The organism is uncultured Williamsia sp., assembly GCF_947494875.1.
Lineage (GTDB): Bacteria > Actinomycetota > Actinomycetes > Mycobacteriales > Mycobacteriaceae > Williamsia_A.
The window spans coordinates 177,889-196,727 of record NZ_CANLWM010000009.1 but is presented as its reverse complement, the minus strand read 5'-3'; the positions used below and the strand labels follow the sequence as shown (position 1 = coordinate 196,727).

Below are 18,839 nucleotides of genomic sequence, written 5' to 3'. Positions count from 1 at the left end.
TTCCGCTCACCACGGGTGAGGTGACGCGGGCGTGCAATCGGGCGCGACATGATGCGGCCACGCCCTCCGGGAAAACCCTACCTGTAGCGGCCTCTCCGACGGTGACCCCCGCCACGTCTCGCCCGGGGTCGTGCGCAGCTGCCCGCGGACGGGTCAGCCGTTCGCCGCGATGTCCTCGATGACGGCGATCATCGTGCGCACCGGCACGCCGGTTCCGCCCTTGGGCGTGTGGCCCCACGGTCCGCCGGTGTTGAACGCCGGCCCGGCGATGTCGACGTGCGCCCAGTCCAGCCCCGCCGGGACGAATTCACGCAGGAAGATGCCCGCCGCCAGCATCCCGCCGTTGCGGTGGTTGGTGACGTTGGCGAGGTCGGCCACACGGGACTTGAGGTCGGCCCGGAGCTCCTCCGGGAACGGCATCGGCCACCCGTGCTCCCCGACGCGCCGCGAGATCTCCGCGACACGGTCCCGGAAATCGTCGGTGCCCATCACGCCCGGTGTGCGTGCGCCGAGCGCGACCATCTGCGCGCCGGTGAGGGTCGCGGTGTCGATGAGGTAGTCGGGCTCGTCCTCGACGGCGCGGACGATGGCGTCGGCCAGGATCAGACGCCCCTCCGCGTCGGTGTTGAGCACCTCCACGGTCGTCCCGCCGTACTGGGTGAGGACGTCGCCGGGGCGCTGGGCGGTCGACGACGGCATGTTCTCCGCCATGGGCACGGTCGCGATCACGTCGACGCCGACACCGAGACGCGCGGCGAGCACCACCGTCGCGACGACGGCGGCGGCGCCACCCATGTCCGACGTCATGTTCTCCATGTTCGCGGCGGGCTTGATGGAGATGCCGCCGGTGTCGAAGGTGATGCCCTTGCCGACGAGCGCGACGGTGCGGGCGTCGTCCACACCGCTGCGGTGGGCCAGCCGGACAAGGCGAGGCTGTCGCGACGAGCCCTTGCCCACGCCCACGATCCCGCCGTACCCGCCTGCGCGCAGCGCATCGTCGTCGAGGACCTCGACCTCGAGGCCGGCGTCGCGGCCGAGGTCGGCGGCGCGGCGCGCGAACTCGTCGGGGTAGAGGTGACTCGGCGGGGTGTTGACGAAGTCGCGGGCGATCGCGACGGCCTCGGCGACGTGCCGCGCGTGGTCGACGACGGCGTCCGCGTCCTGCGCGTCGTCGGCGGCGACGAGGGCCACGGACCCCAGCGGTGTGGTCGACGACCGCGACTTCTGCGACCGGAACTCCTCGAACCGGTATGCGCCGAGGAAGAATCCCTCGGCCGCGGCGGACAGGTCGAGCGTCGAGAGCGTGGTGACCGCACTCGCGACACCGTCGAGTCCGCGTGCCGCGGTGCCGGCGGCCTGGCGTACGGCGTCGCCGGTGACGTCCGCGTCGCCGCCGAGTCCGACCGTGACCACGCTCGTGGCGTCGACCCCGTCCGGCGCGGGGACGCGATGGGTCTGTCCGACGGCGCCGGTGGCTCCCACCGCGGCGGCCGCGGTCGCGACCGCGTCGGCGGCGTCCTGCGACAGGCCCGATCCGGCGACACGAGGCGAACCGTCGTCGGACCCGGAGAGGAGTCCCACGACGAGGACGTCGGCCGCGAGATCGTGCGCGACACGGAGATCGGGGCCGAGGCGGCGGGCGTCGGAAGAGGTGGTCACGGTGCGCCTTTCGGGTGGGACGGTCTGCGACCGCCCAGCCTACGGGCGACGCGGGACGGCGCGACCCGCGTGGGGCGACGCCTCCCTCTAGGGTGTCGGGCATGTCCGATGCGCCGATCCCGGGTCCGATCACCGACGTCCACACCGCCCTCGGGGCGACGTTCGCGGAGTTCAGCGGGTGGTCGATGCCGCTCTCCTATTCGGGCACGGTGGCCGAACACACCACCGTCCGCGAGACCGTCGGGCTCTTCGACGTCAGCCATCTCGGGAAGGCCTCGGTGACCGGGCCGGGCGCCGCGGCGTTCGTGAACCGCTGCCTCACCAACGATCTCGACCGCATCGAGGCGGGCCGCGCGCAGTACACCCTCTGCGCCGACGCCTCCGGCGGTGTCGTCGACGACCTCATCGCCTATCGCGTGGGCGACGACGAGATCTTCCTGGTGCCGAACGCGGCGAACACCGCGGCGGTCGTCGCCGCGCTCGCCGCCGCCGCACCGGACGACATCAGCGTCGTGGATCGTCACCGCGATTTCGGGGTGCTCGCCGTGCAGGGCCCGCGTTCGCAGGACGTGCTCGCCGAGGTCGGGCTCCCGTCGGACATGGACTACATGGGATTCGTCGACGCCGACATCGAGGTGGGTGGCAGCACCCGGCGTGTCCGCGTGTGCCGCACCGGATACACCGGCGAACACGGATACGAGCTGCTGCCGGCCTGGGACGACACCGCGGCCGTCTTCGACGCCGTCCTGGCGTCGGTCACCGCGGCCGGTGGACTCCCCGCCGGCCTCGGCGCCCGCGACACCCTGCGCACCGAGATGGGCTACCCGCTGCACGGCCACGAGCTGTCCCTCGACATCAGCCCGGTGCAGGCGCGCTGCGGGTGGGCGGTCGGGTGGAAGAAGCCCGAGTTCTTCGGTCGGGACGCCCTGCTCGCGGAGAAGGAGTCCGGCCCGACCCGCCGCCTCCGCGGTCTGCGTGCCGCCGGCCGCGGGGTCCCGCGCGCCGACTGCCAGGTCCAGACCACCTCCGGCGCCGACATCGGGGTGTGCACGTCGGGCACGTTCTCGCCGTCGCTGAAGCAGGGGATCGCGCTGGCGTTGATCGACACCGCCGCCGAGGTCTCCGACGGTGACACCGTCCTCGTCGATGTGCGCGGCCGCGGTCTGGAGTGCGAGGTCGTCGCGCCGCCGTTCGTGGACGTGCGCACCCGCTGACAGCGCGGCCCGTCCCCGGCGCGTGTGGGGCGGGTGGGGCGAACGGTACGGGGTCTACGATCGCCCCATGACCATGGAGCTCACCCGGATCGAGCACCCGCAGCCCACCCCGGCCTCGCGACGCGCGGAGATCCTGCAGGCTCCGGGGTTCGGCAACCACTTCACCGACCACATGGTCATGATCGACTTCGACGGCGACCGCGGTTGGCACTCACCGAGGGTCGAGCCCTACGGACCCATCGCACTCGACCCGTCGGCGATGGTCCTGCACTACGCGCAGGAGATCTTCGAGGGACTGAAGGCCTACCGGCAGCCGGACGGCACCATCGCGTCGTTCCGGCCCGACGCCAACGCGCGTCGGCTGAACTCGTCGGCGCGGCGCCTGGCGATGCCGGAGTTGCCCGAGGAGGACTTCCTCGGTTCACTGCGGGCGCTGCTCGACGCGGATCACGAATGGGTGCCGGCCGCCGGTGGCGAGGACTCGCTGTACCTGCGGCCGTTCATGTTCGCGACGGACCCCGCCCTGGGCGTGCGGCCGTCGCACACGTACACCTACATCGTCATCGCCTCGCCGGCCGGCGCCTACTTCCCGGGTGGCCTCAAGCCGGTCAGCGTCTGGCTGTCGTCGGAGTACGTGCGCGCGGCGCCGGGGGGCATCGGTGACGCGAAGACCGGCGGCAACTACGCGGCGTCGCTTCTCGCGCAGGCGCAGGCCGCCGAGCACGGGTGTGAGCAGGTCGTCTGGCTCGACGCCATCGAGCGCCGTTTCATCGAGGAGATGGGCGGCATGAACCTGTTCTTCGTCTTCGGGTCGGGCGCCGACGCGCGTCTCGTCACCCCGGAACTGTCGGGGTCGCTGCTGCCCGGTGTCACCCGCGACTCGCTGCTGACGCTGTCGGTCGACGCAGGGATCGCCGTCGAGGAGCGCAAGGTCTCCGTCGAGGAGCTCCGCAAGGGTGTGGCCTCCGGAGACATCACCGAGGTGTTCGCCTGCGGCACCGCCGCGGTCATCACCCCCGTCGGCCGCGTCGCCGGCGACTCCGACGACTACACGGTCGGCGACGGCAACCCGGGCCAGGTGACCACGGCCCTGCGCGACACGCTCACCGGGATCCAGCGCGGGACGTTCGCCGACACCCACGGCTGGATGACGCCGCTGCACGGCGCCTGACCCACCCACGCCCTCGCGCCGAAGCCGTCCGCCCGCCCGGCCCCCCCGGCCGACGTCCGCCCTGCGTCCACCCGTCGAGTGGGCGCCCGGAGACGTCGAGTGGGCGGCCGGAGACGTCGAGTGGGCGGCCGGAGACGTCGAGTGGGCGGTTGGGGACGTCGAGTGGGCGGGTGGCCGCCCGACTACAGGGCCAGGCCGACGAGCGCTGCGGCCGTGGTGAGTTCGACGGTCGCGCCGAGGACGTCGCCGCCGACCCCGCCGAGCCGGCGGGCGCAGTGACGCGCCCACAGCGCGGCACCGATCAGCACGACGACGATCACGACCGGCCCCTGCCACCGCCGGTCCTGGTCTGCGCCGACCGCCGCGACGACGGCGAGGACCACCCAGGCGAGCACCGACAGTCGTTGCGTCGCACCGACGATCGCGCCGAATCCGTCGACCGCGGCCGGGATCGACCGCTGACAGGCCACCACCACCGCGACCCGTCCCACCGTGACCGCCACGACGATCGCGACCCAGCGTCCCTCGTCGGCGAGCGACCCGATCAGCATGGCCTGCAGCGCCAGGACGACGACGAGCGTCGCCGCACCGAAGGGACCGACCGGTCCCGACCGCATGATCTCCCGTGCGGCCTCGGGCGGTCGCATGCTGCCGAGCCCGTCGGCGGTGTCGGCCAGACCGTCGACGTGCATGCCGCGGGTGATCACCGCGAGGAACCCCACCGCGAGGAATCCGACCGCCGCCGCGGGGAGTCCGGTCTGCGACAGGCCGACCGCGAGGCCGGCCGTGGCGGCGCCGAGCAGGATGCCGACGACGGGCGCGGCGGCGATCGCCGAACCTCCCGCCGTGCGGTCGATGGTGAACCGTGGCTGGGGTAGCGGCAGCACGGTGAGCCACGAGAACGCCAGCGCCACGGCGCGGATGGGCGTCGGGCGACGGGGCGACCGCTCGGCGGCGGCCATCGTCACACCGGCTCGGTCGCGTCGACCTCGTCGCGGGTGGACACGCCCGCGTCGTCGAAGGTGGCCATCGAGGCGAGGGTCGCGACCGCGGCCTGCAGGATCGGCAGCGCCGTGAGTGCGCCGCTGCCCTCGCCGAGCCGCATGCCGAACTCGACGACCGGCTCGAGGTCGAGTTGACGCAACGCGATCGCGTGGGCGGGTTCCGCGGACCGGTGGCCGGCGAGCCACCATCGCGTGGCACCCGGCGCGAGATCCTCGGCGACCAGCGCGGCCGCGGTGACGACGACGCCGTCGAGGATCACCGGTGTGCGCCGCAGCGCGGCCTGCGCGAGGAACCCGGCCATCGCCGCGATGTCCGCACCGGCGACCGCGGCGAGCAGGTCCACCGGCGATCGCGACACCTTCCGCGCCCGCCGCATTCCGTCGCGGATGGCCGCGGTCTTGCGGATCCAGCCGTGGTCGTCGATGCCCGTGCCGCGCCCGACCACCACGACGGGCTCGGTACCGGTGAGCGTCCCGACGAGCACGGCCGCGGGCGTCGTGTTGCCGATGCCGAGGTCACCGGCGATCAGCAGGTCCACGCCGGAGTCGATGAGGTCGTCGGCGATCGCCCGTCCCGCGGCGAGGGCGGTGCGCGCCTGGTCGGCCGTCAGTGCGTCCTCGACGCGGAGGTCGCCGCTGCCGCGACAGACCTTGTGCCCGGCGAGGGTGGGATCGGTGTCGGCGTCGACGGCGATGTCCTCGACGATCACTCGCGCACCCATCCGCTGCGCGAGCACCGACACCGCAGCACCCCCGGCGGCGATGTTGGCGACCATCTGCGCGGTCACCTCGGGCGGGTAGGCCGAGACCCCGGCCCGCGCCACACCGTGGTCGCCGGCGAACACGACGACCACCGGATCGGCGAAGGGTGCGGGCGGGCACACGCCCTGGCACGACGCCGCCCAGATCGACAGCTCCTCCAGGCGACCCAGCGATCCCTCGGGCTTGGTCAGCGAGCGCTGACGGGCACGGGCACTCTCGGCGACATCCGCGTCGGGTGACGCGACGACGTCGAACTCGTCGGGGGCGCCGCTGTGCGCCCCCGTCGACGGGGTGAGCGGCCGCGTCGGCGCCGCGGTCGGCGCCGTGGTCGGGACTGCGTCGGCCTCCACGGGCGCCGCCGCGGGGACGGGCGCCGCGACCGGGGCGGGCGTCACCTCACGGGCGACCGGGGCGCGGTGCTCGACGAGACCCGGGTCGTCGAGTTCGAGGACACGACCGGCGACGACCAGCAGCACGCGATCGCAGACGGCGGCCACTGCGGTGTTCACGCGGCCGAGGTCGTCCTGGAACCGTCGCCCGGAGGGCACCGACGCCACCAGCGACAGCCCGACCTCCGGGGACACCAGAACCAGATCGCCGCGGTGGGCGGCGACGGCGGCGGCGAGGTCGGCGATGTGGTCGGTCAGGTCGACGTCGGGGTTCTCCCACGCGCCGAGACGGTCGAGATGCGACGAGACCCAGTTGCCGAGGTCGTCGACGAGGGTGACGGAGTCGGGGTCGTCGCGCAGCACCGCGGCGACCTCGTCGTCCTCGACGACCGACCACGCCGACGGCCGACGACTCCGGTGCGCGTCGATGCGGGCGGCGAAGTCGGGGTCACCGGTCGGCGGCAGACTCGCGGTGGCGACGTAGCGGACGGCCGGGCCCGACTCGCGGACGAGGTCCTCGGCCAGCGCGGATTTGCCCGAGCGGATACCGCCCAGAACCAGCGTGCGCACGCCCCTAGACCGCGTCGCCGGGCTTCACCTGCGGGCGGGGGGCGCGCATGAAGCGCATCTGCATGGACCGGCTGAACGAGTACCAGCCCAGCGCGAACCCGCCGTCGGTGGAGTCCGGGAACCGTTCCCGCACACGCTTGTTCACCAGGCGGCCGAGGATGACGCCGTCGATGACCAGGAACACGGCGAACACCAGCATCAGCAGCGTCGCGTAGACGGCGATCGCGGGCAGGAACATGACCACGATCAGCAGGATCGCGAACGGCATGAACAGGCCTGCGAAGTTGCGCCGGGAGTCGACGACGTCGCGCACGTACTTGCGCACCGGACCCTTGTCGCGGGGCATCAGGTAGCGCTCGTCGCCGTCCATCATCTTCTGGCGCTGCTCGGCGCGGGCGTTCTTGCGGCTCTCGCCGTCGACCTTGCGTTCGGCGCGGCTCTTGCGGGGACCCTTGAGCTCCTTGCGGCGCGCACGGGCCTCGGCCCGGGTCGTCGGCGCCGGGGTGACCGGCCCACGACGACGGGCCTCCGCCTCACGTCGCTTCGGCGTCGGCCGCCCCTTGCCCTGCGTGGTGCGCGTGGCGGTCGCGGTGGTCCCGTCGGCGCTCGCATCGGCCGCCGCACGCGCGGACGACGAGGTCGCCTCACCGGCCTCGGCGGGGGTCTCGTTCTTCCAGGGCAACTTCACGCCCGCCAGGATATTCGACCGCGCGACCGGCATGGGGTGGGCCGTCGTGTCCGACCCACCACGGGGGCCGATGCGTTCCTATACTTCGCCCATGCGGGTCCTCGTCGCGCCCGACTCGTTCGGCGACACCCTGACCGCGGTCGAGGCGGCCGACGCCGTCGCGCGCGGATGGCTGCGCGCCCGCCCCGACGACGAGGTCGTGTGCGCACCGCAGTCCGACGGCGGTCCGGGGTTCGTGGACGTGCTGGCGACGCGGACCGGTCGCGTGGTCGTCACCACCGTCCGTGGTCCGCTCGGGAGCCCCGTCGACGCCCGGTGGCTGCTCGACGAGTCGGGGCCCACGCCGATCGCCTACGTCGAGTGCGCGCAGGCCTGCGGCCTGCACCTGGTCGGCACACCCACCCCGCACACCGCTGTCACCGCATCCACCTGGGGCGTCGGGGAGCTCGTCGCGGCTGCGCTGGCCGCCGGGGCCGGGCGCGTCGTCGTGGGTCTCGGCGGGTCGTCGAGCACCGACGGCGGCGCCGGGATGGTCGCGGCCCTGGCCGGTCACCCACCGCCCGCAGCCGACGAGGACCCGGCCGGTGCGTCCGACGACGCGGACCGGCAGAGGTGGATCGCGCTGGCTCGCGACCTCCTCGCCGACGTCGAGGTGGTCGTCGCCTCGGACGTGGAGAGCCCGTTGCTCGGCCCGAGCGGGGCGGCGGCGGTGTTCGGGCCACAGAAGGGTGCCGATCCGGCGACGGTGGACACACTCGAGGGACGGCTCCGCGAGTGGGACGATGCGCTGACCCGGGCGACCGGCCGATCCTGGCGGGACGAGCCCGGTGCCGGGGCCGCCGGCGGACTGGGCGTCGGCCTGCTCGCGCTCGGTGGCCGACGGGTGTCCGGCGCGCGGGTCGTCGCCGACGCCATCGGTCTGGAGGGTCTCGTGTCCCGGGCGGATGTGGTGATCACGGGGGAGGGGCGCGTGGACACGCAGACGCTGACCGGCAAGGTCGTCGCGGCCGTCGCCCGCCTGGCCGCGGACCGGCAGGTCCCGACCGCGGTGGTGGCCGGGCAGGTGCAGCTCGACGCCGCCTCACTCGACGCGGCGGGGATCGTCACCGCGCGCGCCGTCGTCGACATCGCCGAGTCGCTCCAGCACGCGATGGACCAGGCCGGACCGCTGCTCGCCGACCTCGTCGAACCCATGGCCCGTGACTGGAGCCGATGAGCCCGGTGACGCGGTGCACCGCCCCTGCGGGTCGTGCCCCGCGATGGGCGGGAACAGCGCCGACAGGAGTACCGTTGTCCTCTCAGGCACCTGATCGACGCGACACCGCCGAAGAAGCATGCACGTCGACACGACGAGAGATCGTCGGACCGCGAGCACATCGCGGGCCACGAGAACACGAGGAGAACGCATGACCGTCGACAACCAGGTCACCGCCGACACCGAGACCACCGCCCCCGCGACCGGCGTCATCCTGACCGACGCCGCGGCCGGCAAGGCGAAGGCCCTGCTCGACCAGGAGGGTCGCGACGACCTCGCCCTGCGCATCGCCGTCCAGCCCGGTGGCTGCGCCGGCCTGCGCTACCAGCTCTTCTTCGACGACCGCTCCCTCGACGGTGACCTCACCGCCGACTTCGGCGGCGTGAAGCTGGCTGTGGACCGCATGAGCGCCCCGTACGTGCAGGGCGCCTCGATCGACTTCGTCGACACCATCGAGAAGCAGGGCTTCACCATCGACAACCCGAACGCGACCGGCAGCTGCGCCTGCGGCGACTCGTTCAACTGATCTGACGAGGGCCCGTCTGTGACGGGTCCCAGGGTTCACGACCGTGGCCCCCACCGTGACGGTGGGGGCCACGGTCGTTGCAGTAGCGTGAGCGGTCGACCGATCCCGACGAAAGGGTTCCCCCACCGTGGCCATCGCCATCTGCGGCTCGATCGCGACCGACCATCTGATGCGGTTCAAGGGCAAGTTCAGCGAGCAGCTCCTCGCCGAGCACCTGCACCACATCTCCCTCAGCTTCCTGGTCGAGGACCTCGTCGTCCGGCGGGGCGGCGTGGCCGGCAACATCTCCTACGGCCTCGGTCTGCTCGGCGCGTCGCCGATGCTGGTCGGTGCGGTCGGCGCCGACTTCGACGACTACCGCGAGTGGCTCACCTCCAACGGTGTCGACTGCAGCGGTGTGCGCACCTCGACGTCCAAGCACACCGCGCGCTTCATGTGCACCACCGACGACGACATGGCCCAGTTGGCCAGCTTCTACGTCGGCGCCATGGCCGACGCGCGACAGATCTCCCTGTCCGACCTCGCCGACGAGTACGGACAGCCCGACCTGGTGCTCATCGGTGCCGACGACCCCGTCGCCATGACCCAGCACAGCCAGTCCTGCCGCGACCTGGGCATCCCGTTCGCGGCCGACCCGTCCCAGCAGCTCGCGCTGCTCGACGGTGACCAGATCCGCACCCTGATCGACGGCGCGGAGTACCTGCTCACCAACGAGTACGAGTGGGGCCTGCTGCAGAAGAAGACGGGCCTGAGCGCCGACGAGATCGCCGGGATGGTCACCACCCGCGTCACGACGCTCGGCGGCGACGGCGCGGACATCGTCGGCAAGGACGGCCAGACCGTCCACGTCGACGTCGTCCCGGCCACCGAGAAGGTCGACCCGACGGGTGTCGGCGACGGCTTCCGTGCGGGGTTCCTCTTCGCGCAGCAGAAGGGCCTGTCGTTCGAGCGCAGCGCGCAGCTCGGCGCGCTCATCGCGACGTCCGTGCTCGAGACCGTCGCCCCGCAGGACTGGACGTGGAACCGGGAGACCGCCCTCGCCCGCCTCGAGGAGACCTACGGCGCCGACGCCGCGCAGGAGATCGGCGCGATCGTCCCCTGACCCTCCCCGCCCCGTGCGGCTACAGCCGTACGGGGTAGGTGTGGTCGGCGATGTCGGGGACGATCGAGCCCTCGACGAAGATGCCGTGCCACACCAGGAACACCAGCACGGTCCACAGGCGACGACTGTTGTCGACGGTGCCCGCGCGGTGCTCGTCGAGCATCCGGCCGACGGCGGCGAGATCGACGATGTGGCCCGCGCCCGACGCCGCGATCGTCTCGCGCGCCCAGTCGTGGAGTTCGGTCCCGGCGAGCCAGTGTCGCAGCGGGACGGGGAAACCCAACTTCTTGCGGTGCAGCACGTGCGCCGGGACGATCTGTTCGAGCGCCCGCCGCAGCGCGTACTTGGTGGTGCCGTGGGAGATCTTCTCCTCGGTCGGCAGCCGGCGGGCCACGTCGAACACCTCGGGGTCGAGGAAGGGCACCCGCAGTTCCAGTGAGTTCGCCATGGTCATCTTGTCGGCCTTGACGAGGATGTCGCCGCGCAGCCAGGTGAACAGGTCGATGTGCTGCATGCGCGCCACCGGGTCCCAGCCCGCCGTGGTGGCGTAGATGTCGGCGGTGACGTCGGTGTGGGTCCACTCGGGGCGGTAGGTCTTCAGGACCGCGCGCAACCGGGCGTCGTCGAAGCTGCGGGCGTTGCCGTAGTAGCGCTCCTCGAGGGTCATCGACCCCCGATGCAGCAGGCTCTTGCCCCGCGTCCCCTCGGGGATCCGCTCCGACAGCCGGCCTGCGGCCCGACGAAGACCGCCCGGCAGCTTGTCGAACGGGGCGAGCGAGAGCGGCTCCTTGTAGATCGTGTAACCGCCGAAGAGCTCGTCGGCGCCCTCCCCGGACAGCACCACCTTGACGTGTTTGCGGGCCTCCTTGGCCACGAAGTAGAGCGGGACGAGCGCAGGGTCGGCGACGGGATCGTCGAGGTACCAGACGATCTCGGGGATCGACGCGGCGAACTCGGCCGGGCTGACGACCTTGACGACGTGCCGGGCGCCGATCGCCGCGGCGGACTCCGCGGCGACGTCGACCTCGGAGTAGCCCTCGCGTTCGAAACCGGTGGTGAAGGTGATGAGGTCCGGGTTGTGCCGGATCGCGAGGGCGGCGATGGCCGTCGAGTCGATGCCGCCGGACAGGAACGACCCGACGGTCACGTCGGCGCGCATGTGCTTGGCGACGGAGTCCGAGAGCACGTCGGCGATCTCGTCGTACCAGCCCTGCGGCCCGGCGGCCGGCGTCGGACTCGCGACGAACTGCGGGGTGAAGTAGCGGTGGATGCTCGGCGAGCCGCCCGGCGTGACCGTGGCGTGGCACCCCGACTCCAGGCGGGTGATGTCGCGGTGCAGCGTCTCGGGCTCCGGCACGTACTGCAGCACCGTGTAGTGCTCGACGGCCCGCAGGTCGAGGTCGGTGCCCAGCCCGACCGTCTCGAGGAGGTCCAGGACGCTCTTCTTCTCGCTCGCGAACACCGTCCCACCCGGGCCGGTCGCCAGGAACAGCGGCTTGATGCCGAACGGGTCCCGCGCGAGGAAGAGGCTGCGGGCCTCGGTGTCCCAGATCGCGAACGCGAACATGCCCCGTAGGCGGGCGACACTGTCGGGACCCCAGTGGTGGAACGCGGCGACGACGGCCTCGCCGTCGCCCTCGGTGCGGAACACCGCGCCCTCGTCCCGCTGCAACTGCTCGCGCAGCTCGAGGTAGTTGTAGACCTCGCCGTTGTAGACCAGCGCGTACCGCTCGGGCGACTCCGGCGGACCCCACCGCAGGGGCTGGTGGGAGTGCTCGATGTCGATGAAGGACAGCCTGTTGAAGCCGACGACGACGTCGTCGTCGCTCCAGGTGCCGCCGGGCTCGTCCGGGCCGCGATGGCGCATGCAGTGCACGGCGGCGGAGAACTCGTCGCGGGGTGTCGCGCCGGACCCGTCGCTCGTCAGCAGACCCACCAGGCCACACATCGGCGCGTCCTCCGATTCGTCGTCAGGCTGCGTCGTCCGACCGCCGCCGGTCGTCGAGTATGCCCCACGGCGACGGGGGCTCTCGACTCCCGCGGGCGCGTCAAACCCCGATCACGAAACGCGGCCCAGGTTGGTCTACGCTGCGTAGTACATGGGTGGCGCGTCCCCGGCGACGGGTGGCGTCTGCCCACGGCAGTGGTGGTTTCACATGCGGAAGGCGTGGATGGTGACTCACGGAGATCGGTCCCGGCAGGCGAACGCCTCGGGCCGCCGCCGGTTCAAGCAGATCGGGGCCGTCGTCGCGCTCGGGCTGACCGCCCTGCTGATGTCGGGGTGCTCCGCTCAGGAGGCGATGCGGTTCGGGTGGCCCGAGGGCATCACCCCCGAGGCCGAGGACATGCGGCACCTGTGGACGTGGTCGGTGATCGCGGCGCTCGTGATGGGCATCATCGTCTGGGGGCTGACGTTCTGGACGATCACGTTCCACCGTCGCAAGCGGAACTCGCCGGCGACCGCGGAGGACGAGTTCCCGCGTCAGACCGCCTACAACGTGCCTCTGGAGCTGACCTACACGGCGATCCCGTTCGTCATCATCGCGGTGCTCTTCTACTTCACGATCATCGTGCAGAACGGCGTCGAGACGAAGAAGTCCGATCCCAAGGTCGTCGTCGACATCACCGCGTTCCAGTGGAACTGGAAGTTCGGCTACCGGACGGTGCAGATGGCCGACGGCACCACCTACAACGGTTTCCTGCGTGACGGCAGCCCCTACGAGCTCCAGCAGAAGGAGCTCAACAAGGAGGGCGAGGAGATCCCCGGCCCCGCCAACGGTCGTGACGACGACATCCGCAACTACCTCAAGTTCGACCGGATCGAGACCGTCGGCACGTCCGCCGAGATCCCGGTTCTCGTCCTGCCGGTGGGCGAGCGGATCGAGTTCGAGCAGGCCTCGGCCGACGTCATCCACTCGTTCTGGGTGCCGGAGTTCCTCTTCAAGCGCGACGTGTTCCCGTTCCCGAAGCAGAACCACACCGACAACCGGTGGCAGGTCAGTTCCATCGACAAGACCGGCGCGTTCGTCGGGCGCTGTGCCGAGATGTGCGGCACGTACCACTCGATGATGAACTTCGAGGTCCGCGCCGTGTCGAAGGAGAACTTCGATCGGTACATCGCCTACCGCGCTGCGAACCCGAACGCCACCAACGCGCAGGCGCTGCAGAGCATCTGTGAGACGCCGGTGTCGGTGACGACACGTCCGTTCGACACCCGTCGCGCGACCAACGGGACCGCCGAGGCCGTCGCCACCGGTGGGTCCTCGTCGAACACCGCCATCCCCGGCTGCACGGTAGGAGCGCAATCGTGAAGATCGAAGCCCGGCTCTTCGAGGTCTTGACCGTCTTCTTCTTCGGTGCCTCGATCATCTACGGCATCTCCTCGGGTCTGTCGAGCAAGAACGTTGAGTGGGTCGGCGTCACCGGCATGGTGATGACCGGTGGTCTGACCCTGATCATCGGCACCTACTTCCGGTTCGTCGCCCGCCGCGTCGACATCCGCCCGGAGGACTACGAGGAGGCCGAGGTCGAGGACGGCGCAGGCGAACTGGGCTTCTTCAGCCCCGGCAGCTGGTGGCCGATCGCCATGGCCGCGAGCGCCGCGCTGATCGGTGTCGCGATGGCCACGACCAACTTCTGGCTCGTCGCCGTCGGCGCCGTGGCGATCATCGCGACGGTCGGTGGCCTGGTCATGGAGTACCACGTCGGACCCGAGAAGCACTGAGCGCAGACGCTTCACGAAGGGCAGGTGCCACGGCACCTGCCCTTCGTCGTCTCCGGAGTGCCGAGCTGGGCGACGATCTGCGGGCACGGCTGCGGTCGGTGCTGGACGACGCGTTCGACGGTGACTTCACCGACGACGACTGGGATCACGCCCTCGGCGGCGTGCACGTCCTGGCCGAGGTCGACGGAGTCCTCGTCGGACACGCGGCCGTCGTACCGCGCCGGGTGTGGTTCGACGGCGACGAACGCTCGTGCGGCTACGTCGAGGCGGTGGCCGTCGCGGCCTCTGCCCGCCGTCGAGGCGTGGGGGTGACCCTGATGCGGGAGATCGCTGACCTCCTCGCCTCGTACGATCTGGGGGCTCTCGCGGCCACCGACGCCGGCGCGCCCCTCTACGCGGGCATGGGGTGGACGACGTGGGCGGGGGAGCTGTCGGTCCGGGTGACCGACGGCTCCATACGAGGGACCCCCGACGACCGCGGGGCCGTGATGGTGATCGGGGACGCACACCTGCTGTCCCGAGCGGCCGACGACACCGCCGTCCTCGTCGTCGACGACCGCCCTGGCGACCCCTGGTAGTCACCCACTCCCGCCCGTCGCGCACCAGCAGCCGTTCGTTGGGCGCCAGGAACCGTTCGTTGGGCGCCAGGAACCGTTCGTTGGGCGGTTGGCGATGCCCAGTTGGTCACATGTTCGTCGGTGGTCTCGTCGACGTCCGGCATCGACCGATGGAGCGGCTTCTGGTGGCCGACGAGTGGCTCCGCGTGCCCCACAAACGGTTCCTACTGCCCAACGAACGGTTCCTACTGCCCAACGAACGGCTTCTGGTGGCCGACGAGTGGCTCCGCGTGCCCAACGAGTGGCTCCAGATGTCCGACGAATGGCGTGGGGTCAGGTGTGTCGGGTGGGGGAGGGGAGTGGTCACGAGACCTGGTGTGCGGCACAGAGAGTGCAGACGACGAAGGCGGCGGATCCGTGTGGATCCGCCGCCTCCGGTGTCGTTCGGTGACCGTCAGGTCACTCGAGCATCCGCCCGCCCTTCGACTGCAGGTTCGAGAGGGCCTCGTGCTCGGCACGATGGTTCTCGTGCTCGATCTCGCGGTTGAGCTTCTGCTCCTCCAGCGGATCGGCCACCATCAGCGAACCGGTACCCGGCGAACCCGCCGAACCGAGCTTGTTCATGCGCTTCGGCAGCGCCGCACCCTCGTAGGGGAGCGGGATCGGGTGTCCATGGCTGTCGACCGGGCCGAGCGGCTGGTGCACCTCGATGTACTCACCGCGCGGCATCCGCTTGATGATGCCGGTCTCGATGCCGTGCTCGAGCACCGCACGGTCACTGCGCTGCAGGGCGAGTGCCCATCGATACGCGATGTAGTACGCCAGCGGCGGCACGACGATCAGTCCGATGCGGCCCATCCACGTCGTCGCGTTCAGCGAGATGTGGAACTTCAGCGCGATGATGTCGTTCATGCACGAGAGCGTGAGGACCGCGTAGAAGGACAGAGCCATCGCGCCGATGCCCGTGCGCACCGGGACGTCCCGCGGACGCTGCAGCAGATTGTGGTGCGCGTCGTCACCGGTCAGCTTCTTCTCGATCCACGGGTAGGCCATCATCGCGACGACCACCACGCCGATGATCGCGACCACCCAGAAGATCGCCGGGATCATGTACCTGTTGCCGAAGTAGATCTCCCAGGCAGGCATCAGTCGTGCCAGACCGTCCGTCCACATCATGTAGATGTCCGGCTGGGAGCCGGCGGAGACGTGGGCCGGGTTGTACGGGCCGATGGTCCAGATCGGGTTGATCTGCAGGACACCGGCCATGATGGCCAGCACACCGAACGTCACGGCGAAGAACGCACCGGACTTGACCGCGAACACCGGGAGGATCCGCACGCCGACGACGTTCTTCTCGGTGCGACCCGGGCCGGGGAACTGCGTGTGCTTCTGGTACCAGACCAGCGCCAGGTGGGCGCCGATCAGGGCCAGGATGATGCCCGGGAACAGCAGCACGTGAAGGATGTACAGGCGCGGGATGATGATCTCACCGGGGAAGTCCCCGCCGAACAGTGCCCAGTGCAGCCACGTCCCGACGACCGGGATGCCCAGGACGATGCCGGACATGGCCGCGCGGACGCCGGTGCCGGAGAGCAGGTCGTCGGGGAGCGAGTAACCGAAGAAGCCCTCGAACATGGCCAGCATCAGCAGCAGGCAGCCGATGACCCAGTTCGCCTCGCGCGGACGACGGAACGCACCGGTGAAGAAGATGCGCGCCATGTGCACGATGATCGCGGCGGCGAAGAGAAGTGCGGCCCAGTGGTGGAGCTGTCGCACGAAGAGCCCGCCGCGGACGTCGAACGAGATGTCGAGCGCCGTCGCGTACGCCTTGCTCATCGGGACGCCGTTCAGGGGCTGGTACGACCCGTGGTAGACGACCTCGGCCATCGACGGATCGAAGAACAGCGTGAGGTAGACGCCCGAGATGAGCAGGATTACGAAGCTGTAGAGCGCGATCTCACCGAGCAGGAACGACCAGTGCGTCGGGAAGACCTTGTTGATCTGCCGACGCAGGCCCGCTGCGACGTGGTATCGCGAGTCGACCTCGTTCGCCTGTGCTGCCGCGCGGTCCGCGATGGCACTCATGGCCTGTCCTTTCCTTGGCCGCGTTCCCAGAATGCAGGTCCGACCGGCTCGATGTAATCGCCCGCCGCGACCATGTATCCCTGATTGTTCACCGTGATCGGGAGTTGTGCCAGTGCCCGGGCAGCGGGGCCGAAGATCGGCTTCGCGAATTCCAGTGCGTCGAACTGGCTCTGGTGGCACGGGCAGAGGATGCGGTTGGTCTGCTGCTCGTAGAGCGAGCACGGGCACCCCAGGTGGGAGCAGACCTTGGTGTAGGCGAAGTAGTCGCCGTAGTTGAAGCTCTCCTGCCCCTGACGCTTGATCACCTTCGCGGTGTCGGAGGGGCGGAGTCGGATGAGCATCACAGGGTTGCGGACAGCCTTGAGGCCCTGGTTGAGCTTCTCGCGCGACTCCTCGGTCTCACCGAAGCCGTCGGACAGACGCCACGGGAAGACGGTCTCCATGCCGCCGGCGTCGAGGTCCTCGGGACGGACCAGGACGACCTGCGACGGGTCACCGGTGTCGCGACGGAGGAACACCGTCTCGTTCGGGCTTTTCGGGTCGTTGTAGATCGGCGACCACCCGGTGTGCCAGAGATCGGAGTCCTTGCCCTTGGCCCACGGGTTCTTCACGATGCCGCCCAGCAGCGCGACGACGCCGGTGAAGGCGAACGCGCCGAGTCCGAACGCGGCCGAGCCGATGATCATCTTGCGACGACCGATCGTCGACGTGGTGCCGGCGTTCGACAGCAGGGCCGAGGTGGTCGCCCGGTCGACGTCGGTCGAACCGCCGTCGTGGCGGTCCTGCACCGAGATCTCCTCGGGGATGAACTTCTTCGTGTACTGCACCAGTCCGATGCCGACCGCGAGGATCGACAGGCCGAAGGTGATGCCCAGCAGCGGTGTGTTGAGCGTGTACAGCAGGTAGTTCTTGCCCTCGGGGAGGACGAACTGCCAGTGGTTGAACGCGAAGATCACGAAGCAGGCCAGCGCCGAGATGCCGGCGAGGGCGAACCAGAAGGCCACCGACCGCTCGGCGCGCTTCTCCGCCTTCGTCCCCGGGGTCGGGAAACGCTCACGGCGGTGGATGATCTCGACGCCGTCCAGGTTCGTACCCAGTTTGACGAGCTCGTCGTTGCTCATCGTGTCGAGCTGGTCCTTGGTGAACGTCGGAGGGTGGTTGGTGCCCTCCGGGTTCTCCGGTGTCGTCGTCTCGTCGCTCATGAACGGGATCCAATCCACATCGCGGCAGCGACCACGGCGATCACGCCGATGACCCACATGGCCATGCCCTCGGACACGGGACCGAAGCCGCCGAGTGCGTACCCACCCTGCGGGTTGGTCGTGGTTGCGTACTTGATGTAGCCGATGATGTCCTTCTTCTCGTCCGGCGTGAGCTGGCGATCGGAGAACTTCGGCATGTTCTGGGGGCCGCTGAGCATGGCGGTGTAGATCTGCTGCTCGTTGGCCGGGTCGAGGTTCGGGGCGTACTTGCCCGACGAGAGCGCGCCACCACGACCGGTGAAGTTGTGGCAGGACGCACAGTTGAGGCGGAAGAGCTCACTGCCGAGGCCGACGTCGTTGCCGCGCAACGATCCCTGCGCCTTGACGGGGTAGCCGTTCTCCATCTTAACGGTGCCGTCGGGGTTCTTCTCGTAGACGACCGTCGGGCCGCCACCGATCGACTGGATGTACGCACCGAGCTGGTCGACCTGGGACTCGGTGAACTTCGGTGGCTTCCGTGCCGCCTGGGCCTCACCGCGGACGGCGGGCATGCGCCCGGAGGACACCTGGAAGTAGACCGAGGCGTCGCCGACACCGACGAGCGACGGACCGCGGTCCTGGACGCCGTCGAGGTTCCGGCCGTGGCACGTGATGCAGGCGGTCTCGTAGAGCTTCTTGCCGTCCTGGATGAGGGCGGCGTTCGTCTGCACGTCGGCCGTGGCGACCTGGGGCGTCGGTGTGATCGCCGTGGCGAGGCCGCCCGCGACGACGAGTCCCGCGAGCAGCAGCAGCGCACCGCTGGCCCGGCGGCGGAGCTTGCGACGAGCCTTCGCCCGTTTGGCGTCGGTCGCCCGCGTCCGCGACGGGGTGGTCCCGTCGGTCTGCTCGGGCGGGTGAGAAGAACTCATCTCTGCTCTCTCTGGTCGTGACG

16 protein-coding genes are annotated in these 18,839 nt (G+C 70.5%); 8 read left to right on the top strand and 8 right to left on the bottom strand.

Going from position 1 to position 18,839, the window contains the following annotated elements:
* Positions 1 to 153: 153 nt before the first annotated feature.
* Positions 154 to 1,659, bottom strand: coding sequence for a leucyl aminopeptidase (locus Q1A98_RS20465; RefSeq protein ID WP_299576903.1), 1,506 nt, complete (start codon positions 1,657 to 1,659; stop codon positions 154 to 156).
* 101 nt (positions 1,660 to 1,760) lie between these two features.
* On the opposite strand from Q1A98_RS20465, the gene gcvT reads away from it, so the two are divergent.
* Together gcvT and Q1A98_RS20455 are read left to right on the top strand one after the other, a co-directional pair.
* Positions 1,761 to 2,873 carry a glycine cleavage system aminomethyltransferase GcvT gene (gene gcvT / locus Q1A98_RS20460; RefSeq protein ID WP_299576901.1) on the top strand — a complete coding sequence of 371 codons (1,113 nt, stop codon included), beginning with the start codon at positions 1,761 to 1,763 and terminating at the stop codon, positions 2,871 to 2,873.
* Positions 2,874 to 2,940: 67 nt separating this feature from the next.
* On the top strand, positions 2,941 to 4,044 hold the full coding sequence (locus Q1A98_RS20455) for a branched-chain amino acid aminotransferase (RefSeq protein ID WP_299576899.1): 1,104 nt from the start codon (positions 2,941 to 2,943) through the stop codon (positions 4,042 to 4,044).
* A 182-nt stretch (positions 4,045 to 4,226) separates the two neighbouring features.
* Here Q1A98_RS20455 and Q1A98_RS20450 read toward each other — a convergent pair whose 3' ends face one another.
* From Q1A98_RS20450 to Q1A98_RS20440, 3 genes are read right to left on the bottom strand one after another with little or no spacing between them, the layout of a single operon-like run.
* Positions 4,227 to 5,006 (bottom strand): adenosylcobinamide-GDP ribazoletransferase, encoded by a 780-nt coding sequence (locus Q1A98_RS20450; RefSeq protein ID WP_299576897.1) that lies wholly within the window; start codon positions 5,004 to 5,006, stop codon positions 4,227 to 4,229.
* 2 nt (positions 5,007 to 5,008) lie between these two features.
* Positions 5,009 to 6,769 carry a nicotinate-nucleotide--dimethylbenzimidazole phosphoribosyltransferase gene (gene cobT, locus Q1A98_RS20445; RefSeq protein ID WP_299576895.1) on the bottom strand — a complete coding sequence of 587 codons (1,761 nt, stop codon included), beginning with the start codon at positions 6,767 to 6,769 and terminating at the stop codon, positions 5,009 to 5,011.
* A 4-nt stretch (positions 6,770 to 6,773) separates the two neighbouring features.
* Positions 6,774 to 7,457 (bottom strand): DUF3043 domain-containing protein, encoded by a 684-nt coding sequence (locus Q1A98_RS20440; RefSeq protein WP_299576893.1) that lies wholly within the window; start codon positions 7,455 to 7,457, stop codon positions 6,774 to 6,776.
* 91 nt (positions 7,458 to 7,548) lie between these two features.
* Between Q1A98_RS20440 and Q1A98_RS20435 the strand changes: the two genes are divergently transcribed.
* From Q1A98_RS20435 to Q1A98_RS20425, 3 genes are all read left to right on the top strand, one after another.
* A complete protein-coding gene (locus tag Q1A98_RS20435; protein ID WP_299576891.1) occupies positions 7,549 to 8,673 on the top strand; it encodes a glycerate kinase in 1,125 nt (374 codons plus the stop codon).
* Between the two features lie 190 nt (positions 8,674 to 8,863).
* A complete protein-coding gene (locus Q1A98_RS20430; protein ID WP_253656135.1) occupies positions 8,864 to 9,238 on the top strand; it encodes an iron-sulfur cluster assembly accessory protein in 375 nt (124 codons plus the stop codon).
* Between the two features lie 127 nt (positions 9,239 to 9,365).
* Positions 9,366 to 10,340, top strand: a complete 975-nt coding sequence (locus Q1A98_RS20425; protein ID WP_299576889.1) for a carbohydrate kinase family protein — start codon at positions 9,366 to 9,368, stop codon at positions 10,338 to 10,340.
* 19 nt (positions 10,341 to 10,359) lie between these two features.
* Here the strand turns inward: Q1A98_RS20425 and asnB are convergent, their stop codons facing one another.
* A complete protein-coding gene (gene asnB, locus Q1A98_RS20420; protein ID WP_299576887.1) occupies positions 10,360 to 12,288 on the bottom strand; it encodes an asparagine synthase (glutamine-hydrolyzing) in 1,929 nt (642 codons plus the stop codon).
* Positions 12,289 to 12,511: 223 nt separating this feature from the next.
* Between asnB and Q1A98_RS20415 the strand changes: the two genes are divergently transcribed.
* From Q1A98_RS20415 to Q1A98_RS20405, 3 genes are all read left to right on the top strand, one after another.
* Positions 12,512 to 13,651 (top strand): cytochrome c oxidase subunit II, encoded by a 1,140-nt coding sequence (locus Q1A98_RS20415; protein ID WP_299576885.1) that lies wholly within the window; start codon positions 12,512 to 12,514, stop codon positions 13,649 to 13,651.
* Complete coding sequence (locus Q1A98_RS20410) at positions 13,648 to 14,064, top strand: cytochrome c oxidase subunit 4 (RefSeq protein ID WP_299576883.1); 417 nt, start codon at positions 13,648 to 13,650, stop codon at positions 14,062 to 14,064. The genes Q1A98_RS20415 and Q1A98_RS20410 overlap by 4 nt, the downstream gene beginning before the upstream one ends.
* 98 nt (positions 14,065 to 14,162) lie before the next feature.
* Complete coding sequence (locus tag Q1A98_RS20405) at positions 14,163 to 14,642, top strand: GNAT family N-acetyltransferase (protein ID WP_299576881.1); 480 nt, start codon at positions 14,163 to 14,165, stop codon at positions 14,640 to 14,642.
* 438 nt (positions 14,643 to 15,080) lie between these two features.
* On the opposite strand, the gene Q1A98_RS20400 is transcribed toward Q1A98_RS20405, so the two are convergent.
* The 3 genes from Q1A98_RS20400 to Q1A98_RS20390 are packed head-to-tail and all read right to left on the bottom strand — an operon-like array spanning position 15,081 to position 18,816.
* Entirely contained in the window at positions 15,081 to 16,706 is a 1,626-nt protein-coding gene (locus Q1A98_RS20400) for a ubiquinol-cytochrome c reductase cytochrome b subunit (protein WP_299576879.1), read from the bottom strand.
* Positions 16,703 to 17,908, bottom strand: a complete 1,206-nt coding sequence (locus tag Q1A98_RS20395; protein WP_299576877.1) for a ubiquinol-cytochrome c reductase iron-sulfur subunit — start codon at positions 17,906 to 17,908, stop codon at positions 16,703 to 16,705. Before Q1A98_RS20395 ends, Q1A98_RS20400 begins: the two co-directional genes overlap by 4 nt.
* Entirely contained in the window at positions 17,905 to 18,816 is a 912-nt protein-coding gene (locus Q1A98_RS20390) for a cytochrome c (RefSeq protein ID WP_299576875.1), read from the bottom strand. The genes Q1A98_RS20395 and Q1A98_RS20390 overlap by 4 nt, the downstream gene beginning before the upstream one ends.
* Positions 18,817 to 18,839 lie beyond the last annotated feature (23 nt).

Coding starts and splice junctions, on each gene's coding strand:
- gcvT (WP_299576901.1), top strand. CDS start 1,761: ATGTCCGATGCGCCGATCCCGGGTCCGATCACCGACGTCCACACCGCC.
- Q1A98_RS20455 (WP_299576899.1), top strand. CDS start 2,941: ATGACCATGGAGCTCACCCGGATCGAGCACCCGCAGCCCACCCCGGCC.
- Q1A98_RS20450 (WP_299576897.1), bottom strand. CDS start 5,006: ATGGCCGCCGCCGAGCGGTCGCCCCGTCGCCCGACGCCCATCCGCGCC.
- Q1A98_RS20435 (WP_299576891.1), top strand. CDS start 7,549: ATGCGGGTCCTCGTCGCGCCCGACTCGTTCGGCGACACCCTGACCGCG.
- Q1A98_RS20430 (WP_253656135.1), top strand. CDS start 8,864: ATGACCGTCGACAACCAGGTCACCGCCGACACCGAGACCACCGCCCCC.
- asnB (WP_299576887.1), bottom strand. CDS start 12,288: ATGTGTGGCCTGGTGGGTCTGCTGACGAGCGACGGGTCCGGCGCGACA.
- Q1A98_RS20415 (WP_299576885.1), top strand. CDS start 12,512: ATGGTGACTCACGGAGATCGGTCCCGGCAGGCGAACGCCTCGGGCCGC.
- Q1A98_RS20400 (WP_299576879.1), bottom strand. CDS start 16,706: ATGAGTGCCATCGCGGACCGCGCGGCAGCACAGGCGAACGAGGTCGAC.
- Q1A98_RS20395 (WP_299576877.1), bottom strand. CDS start 17,908: ATGAGCGACGAGACGACGACACCGGAGAACCCGGAGGGCACCAACCAC.
- Q1A98_RS20390 (WP_299576875.1), bottom strand. CDS start 18,816: ATGAGTTCTTCTCACCCGCCCGAGCAGACCGACGGGACCACCCCGTCG.